The following is a 16,823-nucleotide window of genomic DNA, read 5'->3' on the forward strand; positions in this document are numbered from 1 at the left end:
TGCATCCTTTGTGGAACCCGCGGCCGGGCCGGGGCGGCGATCCGGCCCGGCCGCGGAGACTCATCAGAAGTTGAACTTGTCGATGTTGTTCGCGTCGAACGTCGTCGGCAGACCGAGCACGATCTCACCGTTCGCGCCGATGGTGTAGTCGCCGAGCTTGCCGGCCTTGAACTTCTCGCCCTCCTTGCCGGTGATCTGCCCCGAGGACAGCGCGACACCCGCGTACGCGGCCAGGTAGCCGATGTCGGCCGGGTTCCACAGGGCGAACTGCTTGACCGTGCCGTCCTTGACGAAGGCGCGCATCTGGTTCGGCGTGCCGAGGCCGGTCACCGCGACCTTGCCCTTGTAGCTCGACGAGCTGACGTAGCGCGCGGCCGCCGCGATGCCGACGGTGGTCGGCGCGACGATCACCTTGAGGTTCGGGAAGGACTGCAGCAGACCCTGCGCCTCCTGGAACGACTTCTGGTCGTCGTCGTTGCCGTAGGCGACCTTGTCCAGCTTGATGTTCGCGTACTCCGGCTTCTTCAGGGTCTCCTTGAGGACGTCGATCCAGGCGTTCTGGTTGGTGGCGTTGGGTGTCGCGGACAGGACCGCGATTTCGCCGGATCCGCCGGTGAGGTCCTTGGCCTGCTTGGCCAGCGACTCGCCGATGCCCTGGGTGGTGGCCTGGTTGATGAAGACGTCGCGGCAGTCCTTCGCGGCGTCGGAGTCGAAGGCGACGACCTTGATGCCGGCGCTGCGGGCTTGATTCAGCGAGGGGCAGACCGCGTTCGGGTCGTTCGCGGCGATGCCGATCACGTTCTGCTGCTGCTGGATCAGCGTGTTGATGTAGCTGACCTGCGACGACGCGCTCGCGTCGTTCGGCCCGACCAGCTTGTACTCGCCCTTCAGCTCCTCGAGCGCGGCCTTGCCTCCGCTGACCTCGATGTCGCTGTAGGGGTTGTTGAGCTGTTTGGGCAGGAAGGCCATCTTGACGCCTTCCTTGGCCGCGGCGTTCGGGTTCGCCGCCGCCGTGGACTGCTGGGCACCGGAAGACCCGGTGCTGTCGTTCTTCGTCGTGCCGCTGCAGGCGGCCAGCACGAGCACCAGCCCGGCCGACACTGCGCCGGTGATGAACCGTCGGGACATCTTTGTCACCTTTCTGGGGATACCGCGCTGGAAGCTGTGATCCGGTGCCGGCGCCGCAGCGCCGTCCGGGCCGAGGAGAGGATGTTGGGCAGCAGGACCGACACGATCAGCAGTGCGCCGGTCACGATGTTGAGCGCCTCGTTCGAGACGTCCTGCAGGCGCAGCGCGTTCTGCAGGGATGCCAGCAGCACGACGCCGGCGAGCACGCCGGGCAGGGTGCCCTTGCCGCCGAAGATGGACACGCCGCCCAGCAGGACGGCGGCCACGACGGCGAGTTCGAGGCCGGAGCCGTTGTCCGCGCGAGCGCTCGAGTACCGCAGGGTCCACAGCACCCCGGCGACCCCGGCGACCGCGCCGCTCACGACGAAGAGCCAGAACTTCAGCCGTGCGGTGCGGATCCCGGCGAACCGTGCGGCCTGTTCGCCCGCGCCGGCCGCGAAGACGCCCCGCCCGACCGGCGTCGCGTGCAGCACCAGGCCGAACAGCAGGGCCACGACGATCAGCGGGACCAGGACGTTCGGGATCGGGCCGTCGCCGATGGTCCCGGTGACCCAGCTCGTGTAGTCACGCGGGAAGTCGGCCACGGCGCCGTCGCCGAGCACGACGAAGGCCAGGCCCCGGTACAACGCGAGCGTGCCGATCGTGACGGCGAGGGCGGGCAGCTTCAGGACGGTGATGAAGAAGCCGTTCACCGCCCCGAGCACCGCGCCCAGCACGATGCACAGCGGGATGATCAGCTCGATCGACAGGCCCGCGTCCCACAGCGAGCCCATCACCGCGGACGTCAGGCCGAGCGTGCTGGCCACCGAGAGGTCGATCTCGCCGGTGACGATGATGAACGTCATCGGCAGCGCGATCAGCGCGATCGGCAGCAGGTCGAGCAGCAGGAAGGTGAAGTTGCGGCTGGTGCCGAAGTTCTCGACGGCGCCGGAGGCGACCAGCACCACGACCACCGTCACGAGCACGACCGCGGCGTCCCAGCTGAGCAGCCGGCCGAACCGGTTCCCGGTGTCAGACATGGGAATCCCTCTTCTTCAGTGCCTTGGCGACCCGGACCGCGACCAGCCGGTCGGCCCCGATCGCCAGCAGGATCAGCGCGCCGACGATCGCCTGCTGCCAGAACTGGTTGATGTCGAGCACGGCCAGGGCGCTGCCGATGACCGTGAGCAGCAGGGCGCCGAGGCCGGCGCCCCAGACGGAGCCGCTGCCACCGAAGACCGCGACCCCGCCGACCACCGCCGCGGCGACCACGTTCAGCTCGTAGCCGGTACCCGCCGCTGCGTCCACGGTGCCGAAGCGCGCCGCGAACAGGACGCCGGCGAGCCCGGCCAGCGCGCCGCTGACCAGGAACGCGGCACTGGTGTTACGGCCGACCTTGATGCCCGCGAGTTTCGCCGCCTGGGGGCTGGACCCCATCGCGTACAGCTCGCGCCCGACGCGGTAGCTGCGCAGCACGATCCCGGCGGCCACCAGCACGACCAGCGCGATCAGCACCAGCCACGGGACCCCGAGCACCGACGCCGTGCCGAAGTCCAGGAAGGACGGCGGCAGCTTGTCGGCGTTGATCTGCTGGCCGCCGGCCCAGAAGAAGCTGACCCCGCGGAACGCGTAGAGCGTGCCGAGGGTGACAACCAGGGCGGGCACCTGGCCGAACCGGACGAGCACGCCGTTGAGCAGCCCGCAGACCGCGCCGACGGCGATTCCGGCAAGCAGTGCGACGATCACCGGAAGGCCGGGGTTGTCGCGCATCAGCGAGCCCACCGCGAACGCCGAGAGGCCGAGCACGGACCCGACCGACAGGTCGATGTTGCGAGTGACGATCACGATCGCCTGCCCGACGGCCAGCACCGCGAGGATCGCCGTGCCGAGCAGGATGTCGCGGATGCTCTGCCCGGAGAGGAACCGGGAGTTCTGCGTCGCGGTGAACGCGACCAGGACGACGAGGGCGAGGACGATGCCGGACTCGCGGGCCTTGAAGACGTTCGCGGTCCACGACTGTCGCGTGTGGACGGCCGGTTCCCCGGTCACGGGGGCCTCCTTGGTCGCGGTCATGCTGCGGCTCCCTGGCCCATGGCGGCGAACATGACCGAGTCTTCGGTGGCTTCGGCGCGCGGGAGCTCGGCGACGATCCGCCCTTCCCGCATCACCAGGACGCGGTCGGCCATGCCGAGCACCTCCGGCAGCTCCGAGGACACCATGACGATCGCGACGCCTTCGGCCGCGAGCGCCGACATCAGCCGGTGCACCTCGGCCTTCGTGCCGACGTCGATCCCGCGCGTCGGCTCGTCCACGATGAGCACCTTCGGTGCCATCGCGAGCCACTTCGCGAGCACGACCTTCTGCTGGTTGCCGCCCGAGAGCGTGCCGACGGGGTCGCCGAGGCGGCGGTACTTGGTGCGCAGGCGCTCGGTCCAGTGCCGGGCCTCCTGCCGTTCGCTCGCGCCGGTCAGGAAACCGAGCTTCGAGAGCGCGCGCGACCGCGGCAGCGTCACGTTCCGCTCGATGGAGAGGTCCATGATCAGGCCCTGCTGGCGCCGGTCCTCGGGGACCAGCGCCATCCCGGCGGCCATCGCGGCCCGCGACGAGTGCGCCTTGAGCTTCTTGCCGCCGATCTTCACGACCCCGGCGTCGCGCTCGTCGACGCCGAAGACGGCCTGGACGACTTCCGAGCGCCCGGACCCGACGAGCCCGGCGAACGCGACGATCTCCCCCGCGCGCACCGAGAAGGAGATGTCGCGGAAGACGCCCTCGCGGGCCAGTCCTTCGACCTCGAGGACGACCGCGCCTGGCACGACGTCCTGCTTGGGGAACAGCGCGTCCAGGTCGCGGCCGACCATGCGCTTGACCATGTCGTCGACCGTGACGTCTTCGACCAGGTCCGTGGAGACGTGCTTGCCGTCGCGCATGATCGTGACGCGCTGGCAGAGCTCGGTGATCTCCTCGAAGCGGTGCGAGATGAACATGATCGCCGCGCCTTCCTGGCGCAGCGTCCGCGCGACGGTGAAGAGCCGATCGACCTCGACGCGGCTCAGCGCGGCGGTCGGCTCGTCCATCACCAGCACACGGGCGTCGGCGCTGAGGGCCTTGGCGATCTCGACGATCTGCTGGTCGGCGATCGACAGCCCGCGCGCCGGGCGGCCCGGGTCGATCCGGACGCCGAGCCGGGTGAAGAGCCGTTCGGCCTCGGCGCGGATCGCGGCCCGGTCGATGCGGCCGAGGCCCTTGCGCGGGTGGCGGCCCATCACGATGTTCTCGGCGACCGAAAGGTCCGGGAACAGCGTCGGTTCCTGGTAGATCACCGCGATGCCGGCGGCCTTGGCGTCGGCCGGCGACCCGAACTCCACCGGGTGCCCGTCCAGCAGCAGCGTGCCGTCGTCGGGCTTGTGCACCCCGGCCAGCATCTTCACGATCGTGGACTTGCCGGCGCCGTTCTCGCCGACGAGCGCGTGGGCCTCGCCGGGGTACAGGCCGAAGCTCACCCCGGCGACCGCCGCGACGGCGCCGAACGACTTCGTCACGCCCCGCACCTCCAGCAGAGGCGGCCGGTCCGAGTCCTGCCGCGTCATCGCGACCTCCGGATTGAAAGGTTTCACAAATCTGGTGCGGTGACGCTACTATGCGAGCGAAGAGCAAGTCAATGAATCCACCGAACCGTGGCCGAACGTCTTCAAGGCCGGACTGTTCGTGGCGATGTTACGTTTCAATGAGGGGGTTCCATGACGGTCCAGGAGTCCGGTGCCGAGCCGAAAGCGGCCGGCATGAAGGACGTCGCCGCGGCCGCCGGCGTCTCCCTCGGCACGGTGTCCAACGTGCTCAACCGGCCCGACCGCGTCAGCCCCGCCACGCGCGCGAAGGTCGAGACCGCGATGGCCGAGCTCCGGTTCGTGCGCAACGAGTCCGCGCGGCAGCTGCGGGCCGGGCGCAGCCGCGTGCTGGCGTACGTGATGCTCGACGGCAGCAACCCGTTCTTCACCGACGTCGCGGCCGGCATGGAAGACGCAGCAGACGCTGGCGACCTCTCGCTGTTCCTCTGCAACAGCGCCCACCAGCCCGCGCGCGAAGCGGCCTACCTCGGCCGCCTCGAACAGCAGCGGGTGCAGGGCATCCTCATCACGCCGGTCGACCCGGACGCGCCGCTGCTGGGCGAGATCGCGCACCGCGGGACGCCGGTGGTGGTCGTCGACCGCACGCCCGGCGGGACCGCGCACTGCTCGGTCGCGGTCGACGACGTCTACGGCGGCGAGATCGCCGTGCGGCACCTGATCGAGCAGGGCCACGACCGCATCGCGTTCATCGGCAACCACACGACGGTCGGCCAGGTCCGCGACCGGCGGCTGGGCGCGTTGCAGGCTCTTCGCGCCGCCGGGCTCGGGCCCGACCACCTGGTCGACCTGACGACGACGGCGTTGACCGTGGCCGACGGCCGCGGCGCGGGCGAGCGGCTGGCCGGGCTGCCGGCGTCGATCCGCCCGACGGCAGCGTTCTGCGCCAACGACCTGGTGGCTCTCGGGCTGCTGCAGACCTGCGCGAACCTGCGCATGAGCGTCCCGCAGGACATGGCGATCGTGGGCTACGACGACATCGAGTTCGCGGCGGCGGCCGCGGTCCCGCTGACTTCGGTCCGCCAGCCCCGGCGACGCCTGGGCCGCACGGCGGCGGAGCTGCTGCTGGACGAATCCGAACCGGGCCACGAGCACCGGCAGGTCGTCTTCACCCCCGAGCTGGTGGTCCGGGCTTCGACTCTGCGCTGAGAGCCAACCCTTTGCTCGCTTGTGACGTCTTAGCCCTCGGATGCGATTCCCCGGGTGGGGCACCGAGCACGGAGGTCGTCGATGGCCGAGGAGAAGCCGCGCGTCTCGCGGCGCGGGTTCCTCGCCGCGAGCGGGGCCGCGCTGCTCGGGGTGGCCGCCGTCGCGACCGTCGCCGGATCGGCCGGGCTCGGCGAGCCGGACCCGGATGCCGTGCGGCTGGGCGATTTCTGGCTGTTCGGGCGCTATGAGGACGGGTGCGCGGACCTCGGCTTCGACGAGATCGACCTCTCGCCGGTGCAGCTCCCCCACTGCGTGACGCCACTTTCGTGGACCGGCTGGCAGCCGTCGTCGTGGCAGGACCGGTGGATCTACCGCAAGCACTTCACCGTGACGGCGACGATGACCGCCGACCGCGTCCGGGCCCGCTTCGACGGCGTCATGACGAACGCGGAGGTCTATCTCAATGGCACGCTCGTCGCGACTCACGAAGGCGGCTACCTGCCCTTCGAAGTCGAATTGCCGCAGGTCACCGTGGGCGACAACGTCCTCGCCGTGGTCGTCGACGGACGCTGGCAGCTCGACGTCCCGCCCAACCTGCCGGGGTCCGGCCCGACGGCGATCGACTTCTACCAGCCGGCCGGGATCTACCGGCCGGCCTCGATCGGCACCGTGCCGCGAACCCGGCTGGCCGACGTCTTCGCCCGCCCGGTCGACGTCCTGGGTCCCGCCCGGTCGCTGCACCTGACGTGCGAACTGGACACGACGGTCGCGATCGGAGAGCCGGTGCAGGTGACCGCGTCCGTGCGGCAAGCCGGCCGGGAGATCGCGCGCGGCAGTACTGACGTGGCGCCGATGCCGGTCGGCACGAAGACCGTCGAGTTCGACGTCCAAGGGCTGGGCGCGGTCCGGCTGTGGGACGTCGAGGACCCGGCGCTCTGCGACGTCGTGGTGAGCGTCCGGTCCGGGCCGCGGGCACTCGACCAGCAGGTCGTGCGGGTCGGGTTCCGCGAAGCCGCGTTCACCCCGGACGGTTTCTTCCTCAACGGGCGCCGGCTCAAGCTGGTCGGCCTGAACCGGCACCAGTGGTATCCGTTCGCCGGCGGGGCGATGCCGGACCGCGTCCAGCGGCGCGACGCCGAGATCCTGCGGCGCGAGCTGAACTGCACGATGGTCCGCTGCTCGCACTACCCGCAGTCGAGCGCGTTCCTGGACGCGTGCGACGAGCTGGGCCTGCTCGTGTGGGAGGAGATCCCCGGCTGGGGCCGGATCGGGGACGCCGCCTGGCAGCAGCAGAACTTCCGCGACGTCTCGGCGATGATCACCCGGGACCGCAACCACCCCAGCATTGTCGTGTGGGGCACCCGCGTGAACGAGGCGAACGGCACGACGGCGATGTACGGCCGGACCGGGCGGCTCGCCCGCAAGCTCGACCCGTCCCGCCCGACGAGCGGCGCGCTGGCCAGTTCCACGGGCGCGCGGTTCGCCGGCAGCGACGTCGAGGTCCTGGCCTACAACGACTACACGGCCCGCCGCGGCGCGCCCTTTCAGCTGCGCCCGCCGCGCGCGGGGGTCCCGTACCTGGTCACGGAGACGATCGGCACGCTGGCCGGCGCCCGCACGTACCGCCGGACGGATCCCGCGGCGACCCAGCAGCTGCAGGCCGAATTGCACGCGAAGGCCCACGACCTGGCGGCGGCCGACGACCGCTACTGCGGGCTGCTCGCGTGGTGCGCGTTCGACTACCCGTCGGGCTGGCAGCGCTCGATGGGCGGGTCGAAGTTCTGCGGGGTGTCGGACTTCTTCCGGATCCCCAAGCCCGCGGCCGCGTTCTACGCGTCACAGGGCGACCCGCGGGCGCGCGCGGTCGTCGAGCCCGGGTTCGCATGGGACTTCACGGCGTCCCCGACCGGCCCCGGACGCGCCGCGACGATCTGGTCCAACTGCGACCGGCTCGAGCTGTTCCTGGACGACCGGCCGGTGGGTTCGGCGCGCAGCCGGCGGGCGGAGTTCCCGCACCTTCGGTATCCGCCGTTCGCCGCCGATCTGACGGTGCCGCGCGGGCAGCGTCCCCAGCTGCGGATCGACGGTTACGTGGGTGACCGGCTGGTGGTGTCCCGGCGCTTCAGCGGCGACCGGAGCCGGGATGTGCTGGCCTGCGTCCCGGACGACTCGCAGCTGCGCGCGGACGGCGGCGACGCGACCCGGGTGGTGGTGTCGGCTTTGGACCGTTTCGGGACGTTGCGCGCGGGCGCGACCGGCACGGTGACGCTGGCCCTGACCGGCCCGGGCGAGCTGGTCGGTGATCCGACGATGGACCTGGGCGCGACGGGTGGTGCGGCGGCGGTGTGGCTGCGGCCGTTCGCGGGCCCGCCGGGGACACTGACGCTGACTGCCCGGCACGACACTCTGGGGTCGGCGACCGCGACGGTGACGACGACCGCGAGCGGTTCGGACGGCGGGTCGCGGACATGACTGCCTCGGGCCGCGGCGGAGCGGTGAACGACTTCGCAGGTGGCCGCCGCGACCGGGCTTGGCCGGCAGGCCTCGCCGGCAACTATCGCGGGCGGCCAATCACCGCAGCGGCAGCTCCCACCGGCCGACACGGCAACCCCCGCAGCCTGCCAATCACCCTCGCCCGCGAGCGGTTCGGAAGGCGGGCTGCGGACATGACCGGCTCGGGCCGCAGCGGAGCGGTGACCTCGGACCGGCGGGTCGCTGCGGCAGCTCCCACCGACCAAGGCACCCCGCGGACCGCTCCCCCGTCACCTCTCGCCGGTGAGGATCTCGGCGAGCACCGCCGCCTGGCTGATCAGGGGCGAGCCGCTCGCCGTCAGCAGCGTCACCGGCCCGCCCGCCGCCAGCTCCCTCAGCCGCTCCAGCGCCGCCGCTCGCTCCGGCTCCCTCAGCTCCGCGCGGTACCTCTCGGCGAACTCCGCGAACCGCTCGGGATCGTGGCCGTACCAGGTGCGCAGCTCGTCGGAGGGTGCCAACCCGCGGTACCAGCCGTCCAGGACCACCGCCGTGCGAGCGGTCCCGCGAGGCCAGAGCCGTTCCACGAGCACGCGGACGCCGTCGGCGGGTCCGGCCGGGTCGGCCAGGCGCGCCACCCGGACGAGCGTCGGCTGCATGCGCGCATTCTGCGGTGTGCCCGCGCGCCCCGCCACTCCGGCAAGCTCTCCCCATGCGCAACCGTGTGACCCCCACCGGGGACATCGTCGACATCCCGCTGCGCGGCGCCTGGACCGGCAACCGGGGCGTCCTCCACCGCGGCCACGAGATCGTCCGCTTCCACGGCGGCGACCTGTGGATCACCTGCGCCCTCACCTTCAACGACCGCTGGCGCGAGCAGTGGCTGCCGAACCGCTACACGCACCTGTACTTCCACGACGAAGCCGTCTCGTTCGCCGCCGGGCACCGGCCGTGCGGGGAGTGCCGCCGTCCCGCGTACACCGCCTACCGCGACGCCTGGCCCGGCACGCCGTCGGCCACCGCGATGAACCGGCAGCTGCACACCGAACGCCTGGTCCGCGGCACCCACACACGCCGGCTCCACGAGCTGAGCTGGGCCGACCTCCCAGACGGCGTCTTCGTGCTCCGCGGTCCCGACCCGGAACTGAAGCTCGACGGGCACCTCACCACCTGGACGACCGCGGGCTACGGCCGGAAGCAGCAGCTGCCCACGGCAGGGACCGTCCCGGTCCTGACCCCGCCGGCCACGATCGCCGTCCTGCGCGCCGGCTACCCCGTGCAGATCGACGACAGCGCCCGCTGAACTGGGGTGCCGGCCTCTTCACACACGAGCGGCGCGGGTTCTCGAGAACTGCCCGCCCGAAGAGCCCTCCCGTGGTGTCTTGAATGAGTCATTCAGGGCGCGGGAGGTCCTGAATGACTCATTCAAGACCACTGAGCCGGATCGGCCGCCACGCTTGCGAGTTTCCGCGCCCCGGCCGAGACTGCCGGGATGGATCAGTACCTCGTCGACCGGGCCCGGCAGCACTCTCTCGGCGACCTGCTCCGCCGCACCGCGCTGCGGCTGCCCGGCAAGCTCGCCGTCGTCGATGGTGGTACCAAGCTCACCTTCGCCGAGTTCGAAGCCGCCGCCAACCGCTGTGCCCATGCCCTCGCCGCGCGGGGGCTGCGCAAGGGTGACCGGCTCGCGCTGCTGAGCCACAACTGCTGGCAGTACGGCGCCCTCGCCTTCGCCACCGCCAAGCTCGGTGTGCTGCTAGTGCCCGTCAACTTCATGCTCGGTGCCGACGAGATCGCCTACATCCTCCGCCACGCCGAAGTCGCAGCGTTCGTCGCCGAGGACGCCCTCGAACCGACCGCCGCCAAAGCCCTCGAACTGGCCGAGCGACGGGAGGTGGTCACAGGCCGCATCCCGAAAACCGGCGGCGGCGACTGGGAGGACATCGGCACCTGGCTGTCCGAAGGGGACGCCACGGCCCCCGACATCCTCGTCGCCGACGACGACCCGCTGCGGATCATGTACACCTCCGGCACCGAGTCACGTCCCAAGGGCGTGCTGCTGTCGAGCCGGTCGCTGCTCGCGCAGTACGTCTCGTGCGTCATCGACGGCGGCATGAGCGCCGACGACGTCGAGGTGCACTCGCTGCCGCTCTACCACTGCGCCCAGCTGGACTGCTTCTTCTCCGTCGACGTCTACCTCGGCGCGACCAGCGTGATCCTCCCTGGCCCGGACCCCGCCGCGCTGCTCGCTGCCGTCGAACGGGAGCGCGCGACGAAGCTCTTCGCGCCGCCGACCGTGTGGATCTCCTTGCTGCGCCACGAAAACTTCGACCGGACCGACCTGTCCAGCCTGCGGAAGGGGTACTACGGCGCGTCGGCGATGCCGGTCGAGGTGCTGCGCGAACTGCGCCGCCGGCTGCCCGAGGTCGAGCTGTGGAACTTCTACGGCCAGACCGAGATGGCGCCGCTGGCCACGATCCTGCGCCCGCACGAACAGCTCGACCGCGCCGGTTCGGCCGGGCGGCCCTCGCTCAACGTCGAAACCCGCATCGTCGACGACGAGGACAACCCCGTGGCGCCGGGCGAAATCGGCGAGATCGTGCACCGCAGCCCGCACGCCACCCTCGGCTACTACCGCGACGAAGCCAAGACCGCCGAAGCGTTCCGCGCCGGCTGGTTCCACTCCGGCGACCTCGGCGTCGTCGACGAGGACGGCTACCTGTCCGTCGTGGACCGCAAGAAGGACATGATCAAGACCGGCGGCGAGAACGTCGCGAGCCGCGAAGTCGAAGAAGCGCTGTACCTGCTCGACGGCGTCGCCGAGGTCGCCGTCTTCGGGATCGGTCATCCACACTGGATCGAAGCGGTGACCGCGGTCGTCGTGCCGCGCGAAGGCGTCATTCTCGACGCTGCGCAAGTGGTTGACCACGCAAAGGCACATCTCGCCGGTTACAAATGTCCCAAGTACGTCGTGTTCGCGGACCGGCTTCCCAAGAATCCCAGCGGAAAGATCGTCAAGCGCGAATTGCGGGAACGACACAAAGGACTCGCGACCGAGGGCTGAGCCACCGAAAACTCCTTGCGTGACAGGGAAGACGACGGATACCGTCGGCTTGCCACCGCCGCCTTCCGAGGAACGCGGGACGTGCGTCCCACCAGGGCCGACCGGCCCGGAAACGAGATTGCCAAAAGCCATGGCGCGCGACGTCCGTCGGGTCTAGTAATGAGGCCGTTCCTCGTTCCCGAACCCGAAAGGATCTCTCGTGTCCATTTTCCTCGCCGTTCTGCTCGCCCTGGCCGCGGGGCTGCTCGTCGGCAGCCGCGTCCACAGCGCCCGCGAGGCACGCTCCAACTACTCCGCCTACCGGGCCCGCACCGCCAAGGGGTTCGGGGAGATGATCCGGTCCGCGGTGTCGGCTCTGGTCGCGGTGGTCGGTGCTCTCGTGCTGCTCTTCATCCTGCTCAACGTGCTCCAGCAGGCCTGATCGCGGAACCCGACTCATGGCGGGTTGTTGCCGCCCCGGCGGCAGCGCACGCTTTCTCCTGGCCCCGACGGACGGGGCCGGGAAAGGACTCCCCCCATGAGATCGAGGGTGCTTTCTGCTGCGCTCAGTGCGGCCGTGGGCCTGCTGGGCACAGTCGTCGTCGCCGCGCCGGCCGAGGCCGCCGCGGTCTGCGGTGACCAGGTCGTCGGCAACGGCGGGTTCGAGAGCGGTACCGCCCCGTGGACCCAGTCCAGTGGCGTGATCTCCGCCGCCACCTCGGCGGAGCCCGCGCACGGCGGGACGATGGACGCCTGGCTGGACGGGTACGGCAGCACGCACACCGACACCCTGTCCCAGGCGTTGACGCTCCCCGCCGGCTGCGCTTCCGCGTCACTGTCCTGGTGGGCGCACGTCGACACCAAGGAGACGACGACCAGCACCGCCTACGACAAGCTGGTGGTGCAGGCGGGTACCGACACCCTCGCGAGCTACTCGAACCTCGACAAGAACGCCGGGTACGTCCAGCGCACCGTCGACGTGTCGCGCTACCTGGGCCAGACCGTGACGCTCAAGATCACCGGCACCGAGGACTCGAGCCTCGCGACCAACTTCCTCCTCGACGACTTCTCGCTGACCACGACGGGCACGAGCAACCCGCAGTCGCCGGTCGTCACCTCGCCGGGCGCCCAGTCCAGCGCCGCCGGCCAGGCCGTGTCGCTGCAGGTCCAGGCCACCGACCCGCAGAACGACGCGCTCACCTGGACCGCGACCGGCCTGCCCGCCGGGCTGGCGATCGGCGCGGGCACCGGCAAGATCACCGGCACCCCGACCACCGCCGGGACGTCCTCGGTCACCGTCACGGCCAAGGACCCGGCCGGCAACAGCGGCAGCGCCACCTTCGCCTGGACGATCACGGCCGCGCCCGCGGACTCCACCCGCACGCCGATCAACCCGGCGTACACGGTCAACCTGACTTCGAACACCGCCGGCACGACGTGGACCGGCCACCAGAGCGTGAGCTTCACCAACGGCTCGGCGACCGCGCTGCCCGAGGTCTACCTGCGGCTTTGGGACAACTACCACGGCAGCTGCCCGACGACGCCGATCACGGTCACGAACGTCACCGGCGGCACCGCGGCCGCGCTCAGCGTCAACTGCACGGCCATGAAGATCACGCTTCCGAGCCCGCTGGCCCAGGGCCAGTCGGCGACCATCGGGTTCGACCTGAGCATCGTCGTGCCCAGCGGCGCCGACCGGTTCGGCCACGACGGCGCGTACAACATGATCGGCAACGCGCTGCCGGTGCTGGCCGTCCGTGACGGCGCGGGCTGGCACCTCGACCCGTACACCAACAACGGCGAGGCGTTCTACACGGTGATCGGCGACTTCGACGTCACCCTGGTGCACCCGACGTCGCTGCTGACGCCGGCCACCGGCAGCTCGACCGAGACGACCAGTGGCAGCACGACCACCACCCACGCGACCGCCGCGAAGGTGCGTGACTTCGCGTGGGCCGCCGGGCCGTTCGCGAAGATCACCACGACGTCCGGCAAGGGCGTGCGGGTGAACGTCTACTCGGTCAGCGGGATCTCCACCAGCAGCGCCAACCAGATGCTGACGCTGGCCGCCGACTCGATCGACGTCCACTCGGGCCGCTTCGGCGACTACCCGTACGGCGAGGTGGACGTCGTGCTGGACAACAACTTCTGGTTCGGCGGCATGGAGTACCCGGGCTTCGTGCTCGACCTCGTGTCGACCACGGCGCTCCCCCACGAGCTGGCGCACCAGTGGTTCTACGGGATCGTCGGCGACGACGAGTACAACTCCCCGTGGCTGGACGAGAGCTTCACCGACTACGCCACCGACCTCTACCGCGGGATCACCGGCAGCGGCTGCGGCATCACGTGGCAGTCGAGCGCGGAGAAGCTGACCAACTCGATGGCCTACTGGGACGCGCATTCGTCCCGGTACTCGACGGTGGTCTACAACTACGGCAAGTGCACGCTGCACGACCTGCGGCGCACCATCGGCGACACGGCGATGGCGAACCTGCTGAAGTCGTACGCCCAGTCGCACTGGTACGGCGTGTCCACGACGGCCGAGTTCAAGGCCGCGGCGCAGGCGGCGGCCGGGTCGACCGACCTGACGTCGTTCTGGGCCTCGCACCGTGTCGAGGGATAGCGCTGCAGGCTGATAATCGGGTTTCGTTCCCCGTCTGTGTCCGGCACAGTGCGGGCATGGACGGGGAACGGCTCTTCTGCGACACCGCGCTGGCCGAGCGGATCGAACGCGCCGAAGCGCGGCTGATCGCCGAAAGCAGCGACGCCGCGCGGATGCGGCGCGGGGACGCGATCGGGTTCGCGCGTCCGCTCGTCGGCGGCGTCGCCAGCTTCGCCGAGACGGACTCGCCGTTCAACAAGATCGCCGGGCTCGGTTTCGGCGGCCTGCCGGACGCGCTCGACGAGGTCGAAGCCGCGTTCGCCGAGCTGGGCGCGCCGGTGCAGGTCGAGCTGTGCCAGCTCGCCGACCCCGCGCTGGGCGTGTTCTTCACCGAGCGCGGGTACCGCCTGGAGTCGTTCGAGAACGTGCTCGGCCGCCGGGTCACCGACGCCGGGGTTCCCGAAGACGTCCGGCTCATCCGCGACGACGAGCTGGAGCTGTGGCTGTCCGAGGTCGCCGACGCGATCGCCGTCGCCGACACCGAAGGGCTGCCGTCCCACGAAGACTTCCCGCGGCAGACCGTCATCGACGCGATGGCGGACATGGCCGGGGTGACGCGGTACGCGGCGTGGCGCGGCGGCGAGTTCGCGGGCGGCGCCAGTTTCCGCGTCACCGACGGGATCGCGCAGTTCACCGGCGCGGCGACCGTGCCGGCCCACCGCCGTCGCGGCGTGCAGACGGCGCTGCTGCGAGCCCGGCTCACGGCGGCGGCCGCGGCCGGGTGCGACGTCGCCGTCGTCACCACGCAGCCGGGGTCGAAGTCGCACCGGAACGTGCAGCGGCAGGGCTTCGACCTGCTCTACGCCCGGGCGATCCTGGTGAAGGGGACTTCGGCGACGAGCTCCTCCGGCGCGGACAGCCGCCAGGCCTCGTAGAGGAGCTCGGCCAGCTCGTCGGCGTCGATGCCGTCGAGGTACACCACGACCCAGCCGAAGCCGCCCATGGTGAACTGGACCTCGAAGACGTCCGGCCGTTCGGCCACCAGCGCGAGCTGTTCGGAGATCGTCTGCTTCAGGCCGACGGTCCGCGTCCGCGGCCAGAAGTAGCCGAACCGCTTGCCCCGCACGCCGAACGCCGAATAGTCGCGCGCCTCGGAGCGCTCGACCTCCGTCAGCTCGCCGAGCACCCGCTCGAATTCCTCGACCCGCACCGTCACCGCCGCTCCTTGTGTCTGCGACAGCCACCGTAGCGCGCCGGTACCGTGCGGGACATGACCGAGCCCGTGGCCCGGCTCACCGGGCACACCGTCACCGAGTGGCGCCCGATGCCGGGATACCTTCGCGAAGCCGTCCTCGACGACGGCCGGGTGGTCGTGGTCAAGCGCGGGCACGAGCCGGGCGCGACCGCGGCCGAAGCGGCGGGCCTGCGCTGGCTGGCCGCCGCGAAGGCGGTCCCGGTGCCGTCCGTGGCCGGCCACGACGAGGACTGGCTGGTGGTCGACCGCGTGCTTTCGGGGCGGTCTTCGGCGGCGGCGGCCGAACGGCTCGGGCGCGGGCTCGCGCGTCTGCACGCGGCGGGGGCGCCGGCGTTCGGCGCGGCTCCCCCGGGCGGGCCCGCCGAGGCGTGGATCGGCCTGGCGCCGATGGGCTGCGTCCCCGCGGACGACTGGGCGTCCTGGTACGCGTCGGACCGCGTGCTGCCCTACGTCCGGCGGGCGGTCGACGCGGGGACGTTCGACGCGGCCGACGCGGCGGTGTTCGAGCGCGCGTGCGACCGGATCCCGGCGTCGGCCGAGCCGCCGGCGCGCCTGCACGGCGACCTGTGGACGGGCAACGTCCTGTGGGACGGCCGCGAGGCGTGGCTGATCGACCCGGCCGCCCACGGCGGGCACCGCGAGACGGACCTCGCGATGCTGCACCTGTTCGGCTGCCCGCACCTCGGCAGCGTGCTGGGCGCGTACGAGGAGGTCGCACCCCTGGCCGAGGGCTGGGCCGGGCGGATCGGGCTGCACCAGCTGTTCCCGCTGCTGGTCCACACCGTCCTGTTCGGACGGTCCTACGCCGGGCAGGCGGTGGCCGCGGCCCGCTCGTTCTAGCAGTGCTGGAGCATGCTTTCGAGGGCCGTCTTCTCGGGGACGGTGATCGTGAGACCGTAGTTGCTCTTGACCACGATCCAGTCGGTGGCGTAGGTGCACCAGTAGGAGACGAGCGGCGGTTTCCACTGGTCCGGCGCCTTGTCGCTCTTCTGCTCGTTGAGGTTGTCGGTGACCGCGTGCAGCTGCGGGCGGATCAGGTCGTTCGCGAACTGCTCACGGCGCTCCTGCGTCCACGCCTTCGCGCCGCTGACCCAGGCCTGGCCGAGGGGCACCATGTGGTCGATGTCCACATCGGACGCCTTCTTCCAGGTCTCGCCGTCGTACTCGCTGACCCAGGTGCCGGACTTCGGGGCGCAGTCGGCGTTGGTGGTGACGTCCTTGCCGTCGCGCTTGAGGACCTGCTCGCGGGTGTCGCAGGCGCCCTCGACCTTGTCCCAGTGCGGGAACTTCTCGCGGCTGTAGCCGTCCATGGTGCCGCGCACGGCGACCTTGAGCTGCGCCAGCTGCGCCTTGGCCTCGCCGGGCGCGATCGGCGGCGCGGCGGCGGTCCCGGTGGCCTGCGGCCCGGACGCGAGTCCGTCGGGCACCTTGCAGCCGGTGAGGGACGCGCCCGCGAGGACGGCCAGCAGAACGAGCGCTCGGGTGCGCGGCATCGTGAACCCCTTTCACGTCTACCGGGAGGTGCCCAGTCGACGCGTCGGGGAAACGGTGCAGATGGCGTAGTTGGCGCGAAAC

The 16,823-nt window shown here is 71.1% G+C and carries 15 protein-coding genes; 8 read left to right on the forward strand and 7 right to left on the reverse strand.

The features are described from left to right. Positions 1-63: 63 nt before the first annotated feature. Genes rhaS through QQ657_RS46410 form a run of 4 tightly spaced genes read right to left on the reverse strand, consistent with a single transcriptional unit; the run spans position 64 to position 4,694 of the window. Positions 64-1,128, reverse strand: a complete 1,065-nt coding sequence (gene rhaS / locus QQ657_RS46395) for a rhamnose ABC transporter substrate-binding protein (RefSeq protein WP_284748798.1) — start codon at positions 1,126-1,128, stop codon at positions 64-66. 5 nt (positions 1,129-1,133) lie between these two features. After that, positions 1,134-2,147 carry an ABC transporter permease gene (locus tag QQ657_RS46400; protein ID WP_284748799.1) on the reverse strand — a complete coding sequence of 338 codons (1,014 nt, stop codon included), beginning with the start codon at positions 2,145-2,147 and terminating at the stop codon, positions 1,134-1,136. After that, a complete protein-coding gene (locus QQ657_RS46405; protein ID WP_284748800.1) occupies positions 2,140-3,180 on the reverse strand; it encodes an ABC transporter permease in 1,041 nt (346 codons plus the stop codon). The genes QQ657_RS46400 and QQ657_RS46405 overlap by 8 nt, the downstream gene beginning before the upstream one ends. After that, positions 3,177-4,694 (reverse strand): sugar ABC transporter ATP-binding protein, encoded by a 1,518-nt coding sequence (locus QQ657_RS46410; RefSeq protein WP_284748801.1) that lies wholly within the window; start codon positions 4,692-4,694, stop codon positions 3,177-3,179. The genes QQ657_RS46405 and QQ657_RS46410 overlap by 4 nt, the downstream gene beginning before the upstream one ends. 150 nt (positions 4,695-4,844) lie before the next feature. On the opposite strand from QQ657_RS46410, the gene QQ657_RS46415 reads away from it, so the two are divergent. Together QQ657_RS46415 and QQ657_RS46420 are read left to right on the forward strand one after the other, a co-directional pair. Then, a complete protein-coding gene (locus tag QQ657_RS46415; protein WP_284748802.1) occupies positions 4,845-5,879 on the forward strand; it encodes a LacI family DNA-binding transcriptional regulator in 1,035 nt (344 codons plus the stop codon). 81 nt (positions 5,880-5,960) lie between these two features. Beyond that, positions 5,961-8,351: a glycoside hydrolase family 2 protein gene (locus QQ657_RS46420; RefSeq protein ID WP_284748803.1), complete on the forward strand. Its 2,391-nt coding sequence runs from the start codon at positions 5,961-5,963 to the stop codon at positions 8,349-8,351. Between the two features lie 290 nt (positions 8,352-8,641). Here QQ657_RS46420 and QQ657_RS46425 read toward each other — a convergent pair whose 3' ends face one another. Beyond that, positions 8,642-9,007: a DUF488 domain-containing protein gene (locus QQ657_RS46425; protein WP_284748804.1), complete on the reverse strand. Its 366-nt coding sequence runs from the start codon at positions 9,005-9,007 to the stop codon at positions 8,642-8,644. 53 nt (positions 9,008-9,060) lie between these two features. Here QQ657_RS46425 and QQ657_RS46430 point away from each other — a divergent pair, with 53 nt between their 5' ends. From QQ657_RS46430 to QQ657_RS46450, 5 genes are all read left to right on the forward strand, one after another. Then, the gene (locus QQ657_RS46430) at positions 9,061-9,651 is read left to right on the forward strand and encodes a hypothetical protein (protein ID WP_284748805.1); all 591 of its coding nucleotides are present in this window, start codon (positions 9,061-9,063) and stop codon (positions 9,649-9,651) included. A gap of 189 nt (positions 9,652-9,840) precedes the next feature. After that, complete coding sequence (locus QQ657_RS46435) at positions 9,841-11,412, forward strand: acyl-CoA synthetase (RefSeq protein ID WP_284748806.1); 1,572 nt, start codon at positions 9,841-9,843, stop codon at positions 11,410-11,412. A gap of 199 nt (positions 11,413-11,611) precedes the next feature. Next, positions 11,612-11,833, forward strand: coding sequence for a hypothetical protein (locus QQ657_RS46440; RefSeq protein WP_284748807.1), 222 nt, complete (start codon positions 11,612-11,614; stop codon positions 11,831-11,833). A 108-nt stretch (positions 11,834-11,941) separates the two neighbouring features. Continuing rightward, positions 11,942-14,014 carry a putative Ig domain-containing protein gene (locus QQ657_RS46445; protein WP_284748852.1) on the forward strand — a complete coding sequence of 691 codons (2,073 nt, stop codon included), beginning with the start codon at positions 11,942-11,944 and terminating at the stop codon, positions 14,012-14,014. Between the two features lie 56 nt (positions 14,015-14,070). Next, the gene (locus QQ657_RS46450) at positions 14,071-14,928 is read left to right on the forward strand and encodes a GNAT family N-acetyltransferase (protein WP_284748808.1); all 858 of its coding nucleotides are present in this window, start codon (positions 14,071-14,073) and stop codon (positions 14,926-14,928) included. On the opposite strand, the gene QQ657_RS46455 is transcribed toward QQ657_RS46450, so the two are convergent. Beyond that, positions 14,853-15,209, reverse strand: coding sequence for an MmcQ/YjbR family DNA-binding protein (locus QQ657_RS46455; RefSeq protein ID WP_284748809.1), 357 nt, complete (start codon positions 15,207-15,209; stop codon positions 14,853-14,855). The two genes, QQ657_RS46450 and QQ657_RS46455, sit on opposite strands and share 76 nt — an antisense overlap. A 54-nt stretch (positions 15,210-15,263) precedes the next feature. Between QQ657_RS46455 and QQ657_RS46460 the strand changes: the two genes are divergently transcribed. Beyond that, positions 15,264-16,088: a fructosamine kinase family protein gene (locus QQ657_RS46460; protein ID WP_284748810.1), complete on the forward strand. Its 825-nt coding sequence runs from the start codon at positions 15,264-15,266 to the stop codon at positions 16,086-16,088. Here the strand turns inward: QQ657_RS46460 and QQ657_RS46465 are convergent. After that, on the reverse strand, positions 16,085-16,741 hold the full coding sequence (locus QQ657_RS46465; RefSeq protein WP_284748811.1) for an HNH endonuclease family protein: 657 nt from the start codon (positions 16,739-16,741) through the stop codon (positions 16,085-16,087). The genes QQ657_RS46460 and QQ657_RS46465 overlap by 4 nt on opposite strands. Positions 16,742-16,823: the final 82 nt, after the last annotated feature.

It is taken from the genome of Amycolatopsis ponsaeliensis, from assembly GCF_030182635.1.
GTDB classification, from domain to species: domain Bacteria; phylum Actinomycetota; class Actinomycetes; order Mycobacteriales; family Pseudonocardiaceae; genus Amycolatopsis; species Amycolatopsis ponsaeliensis.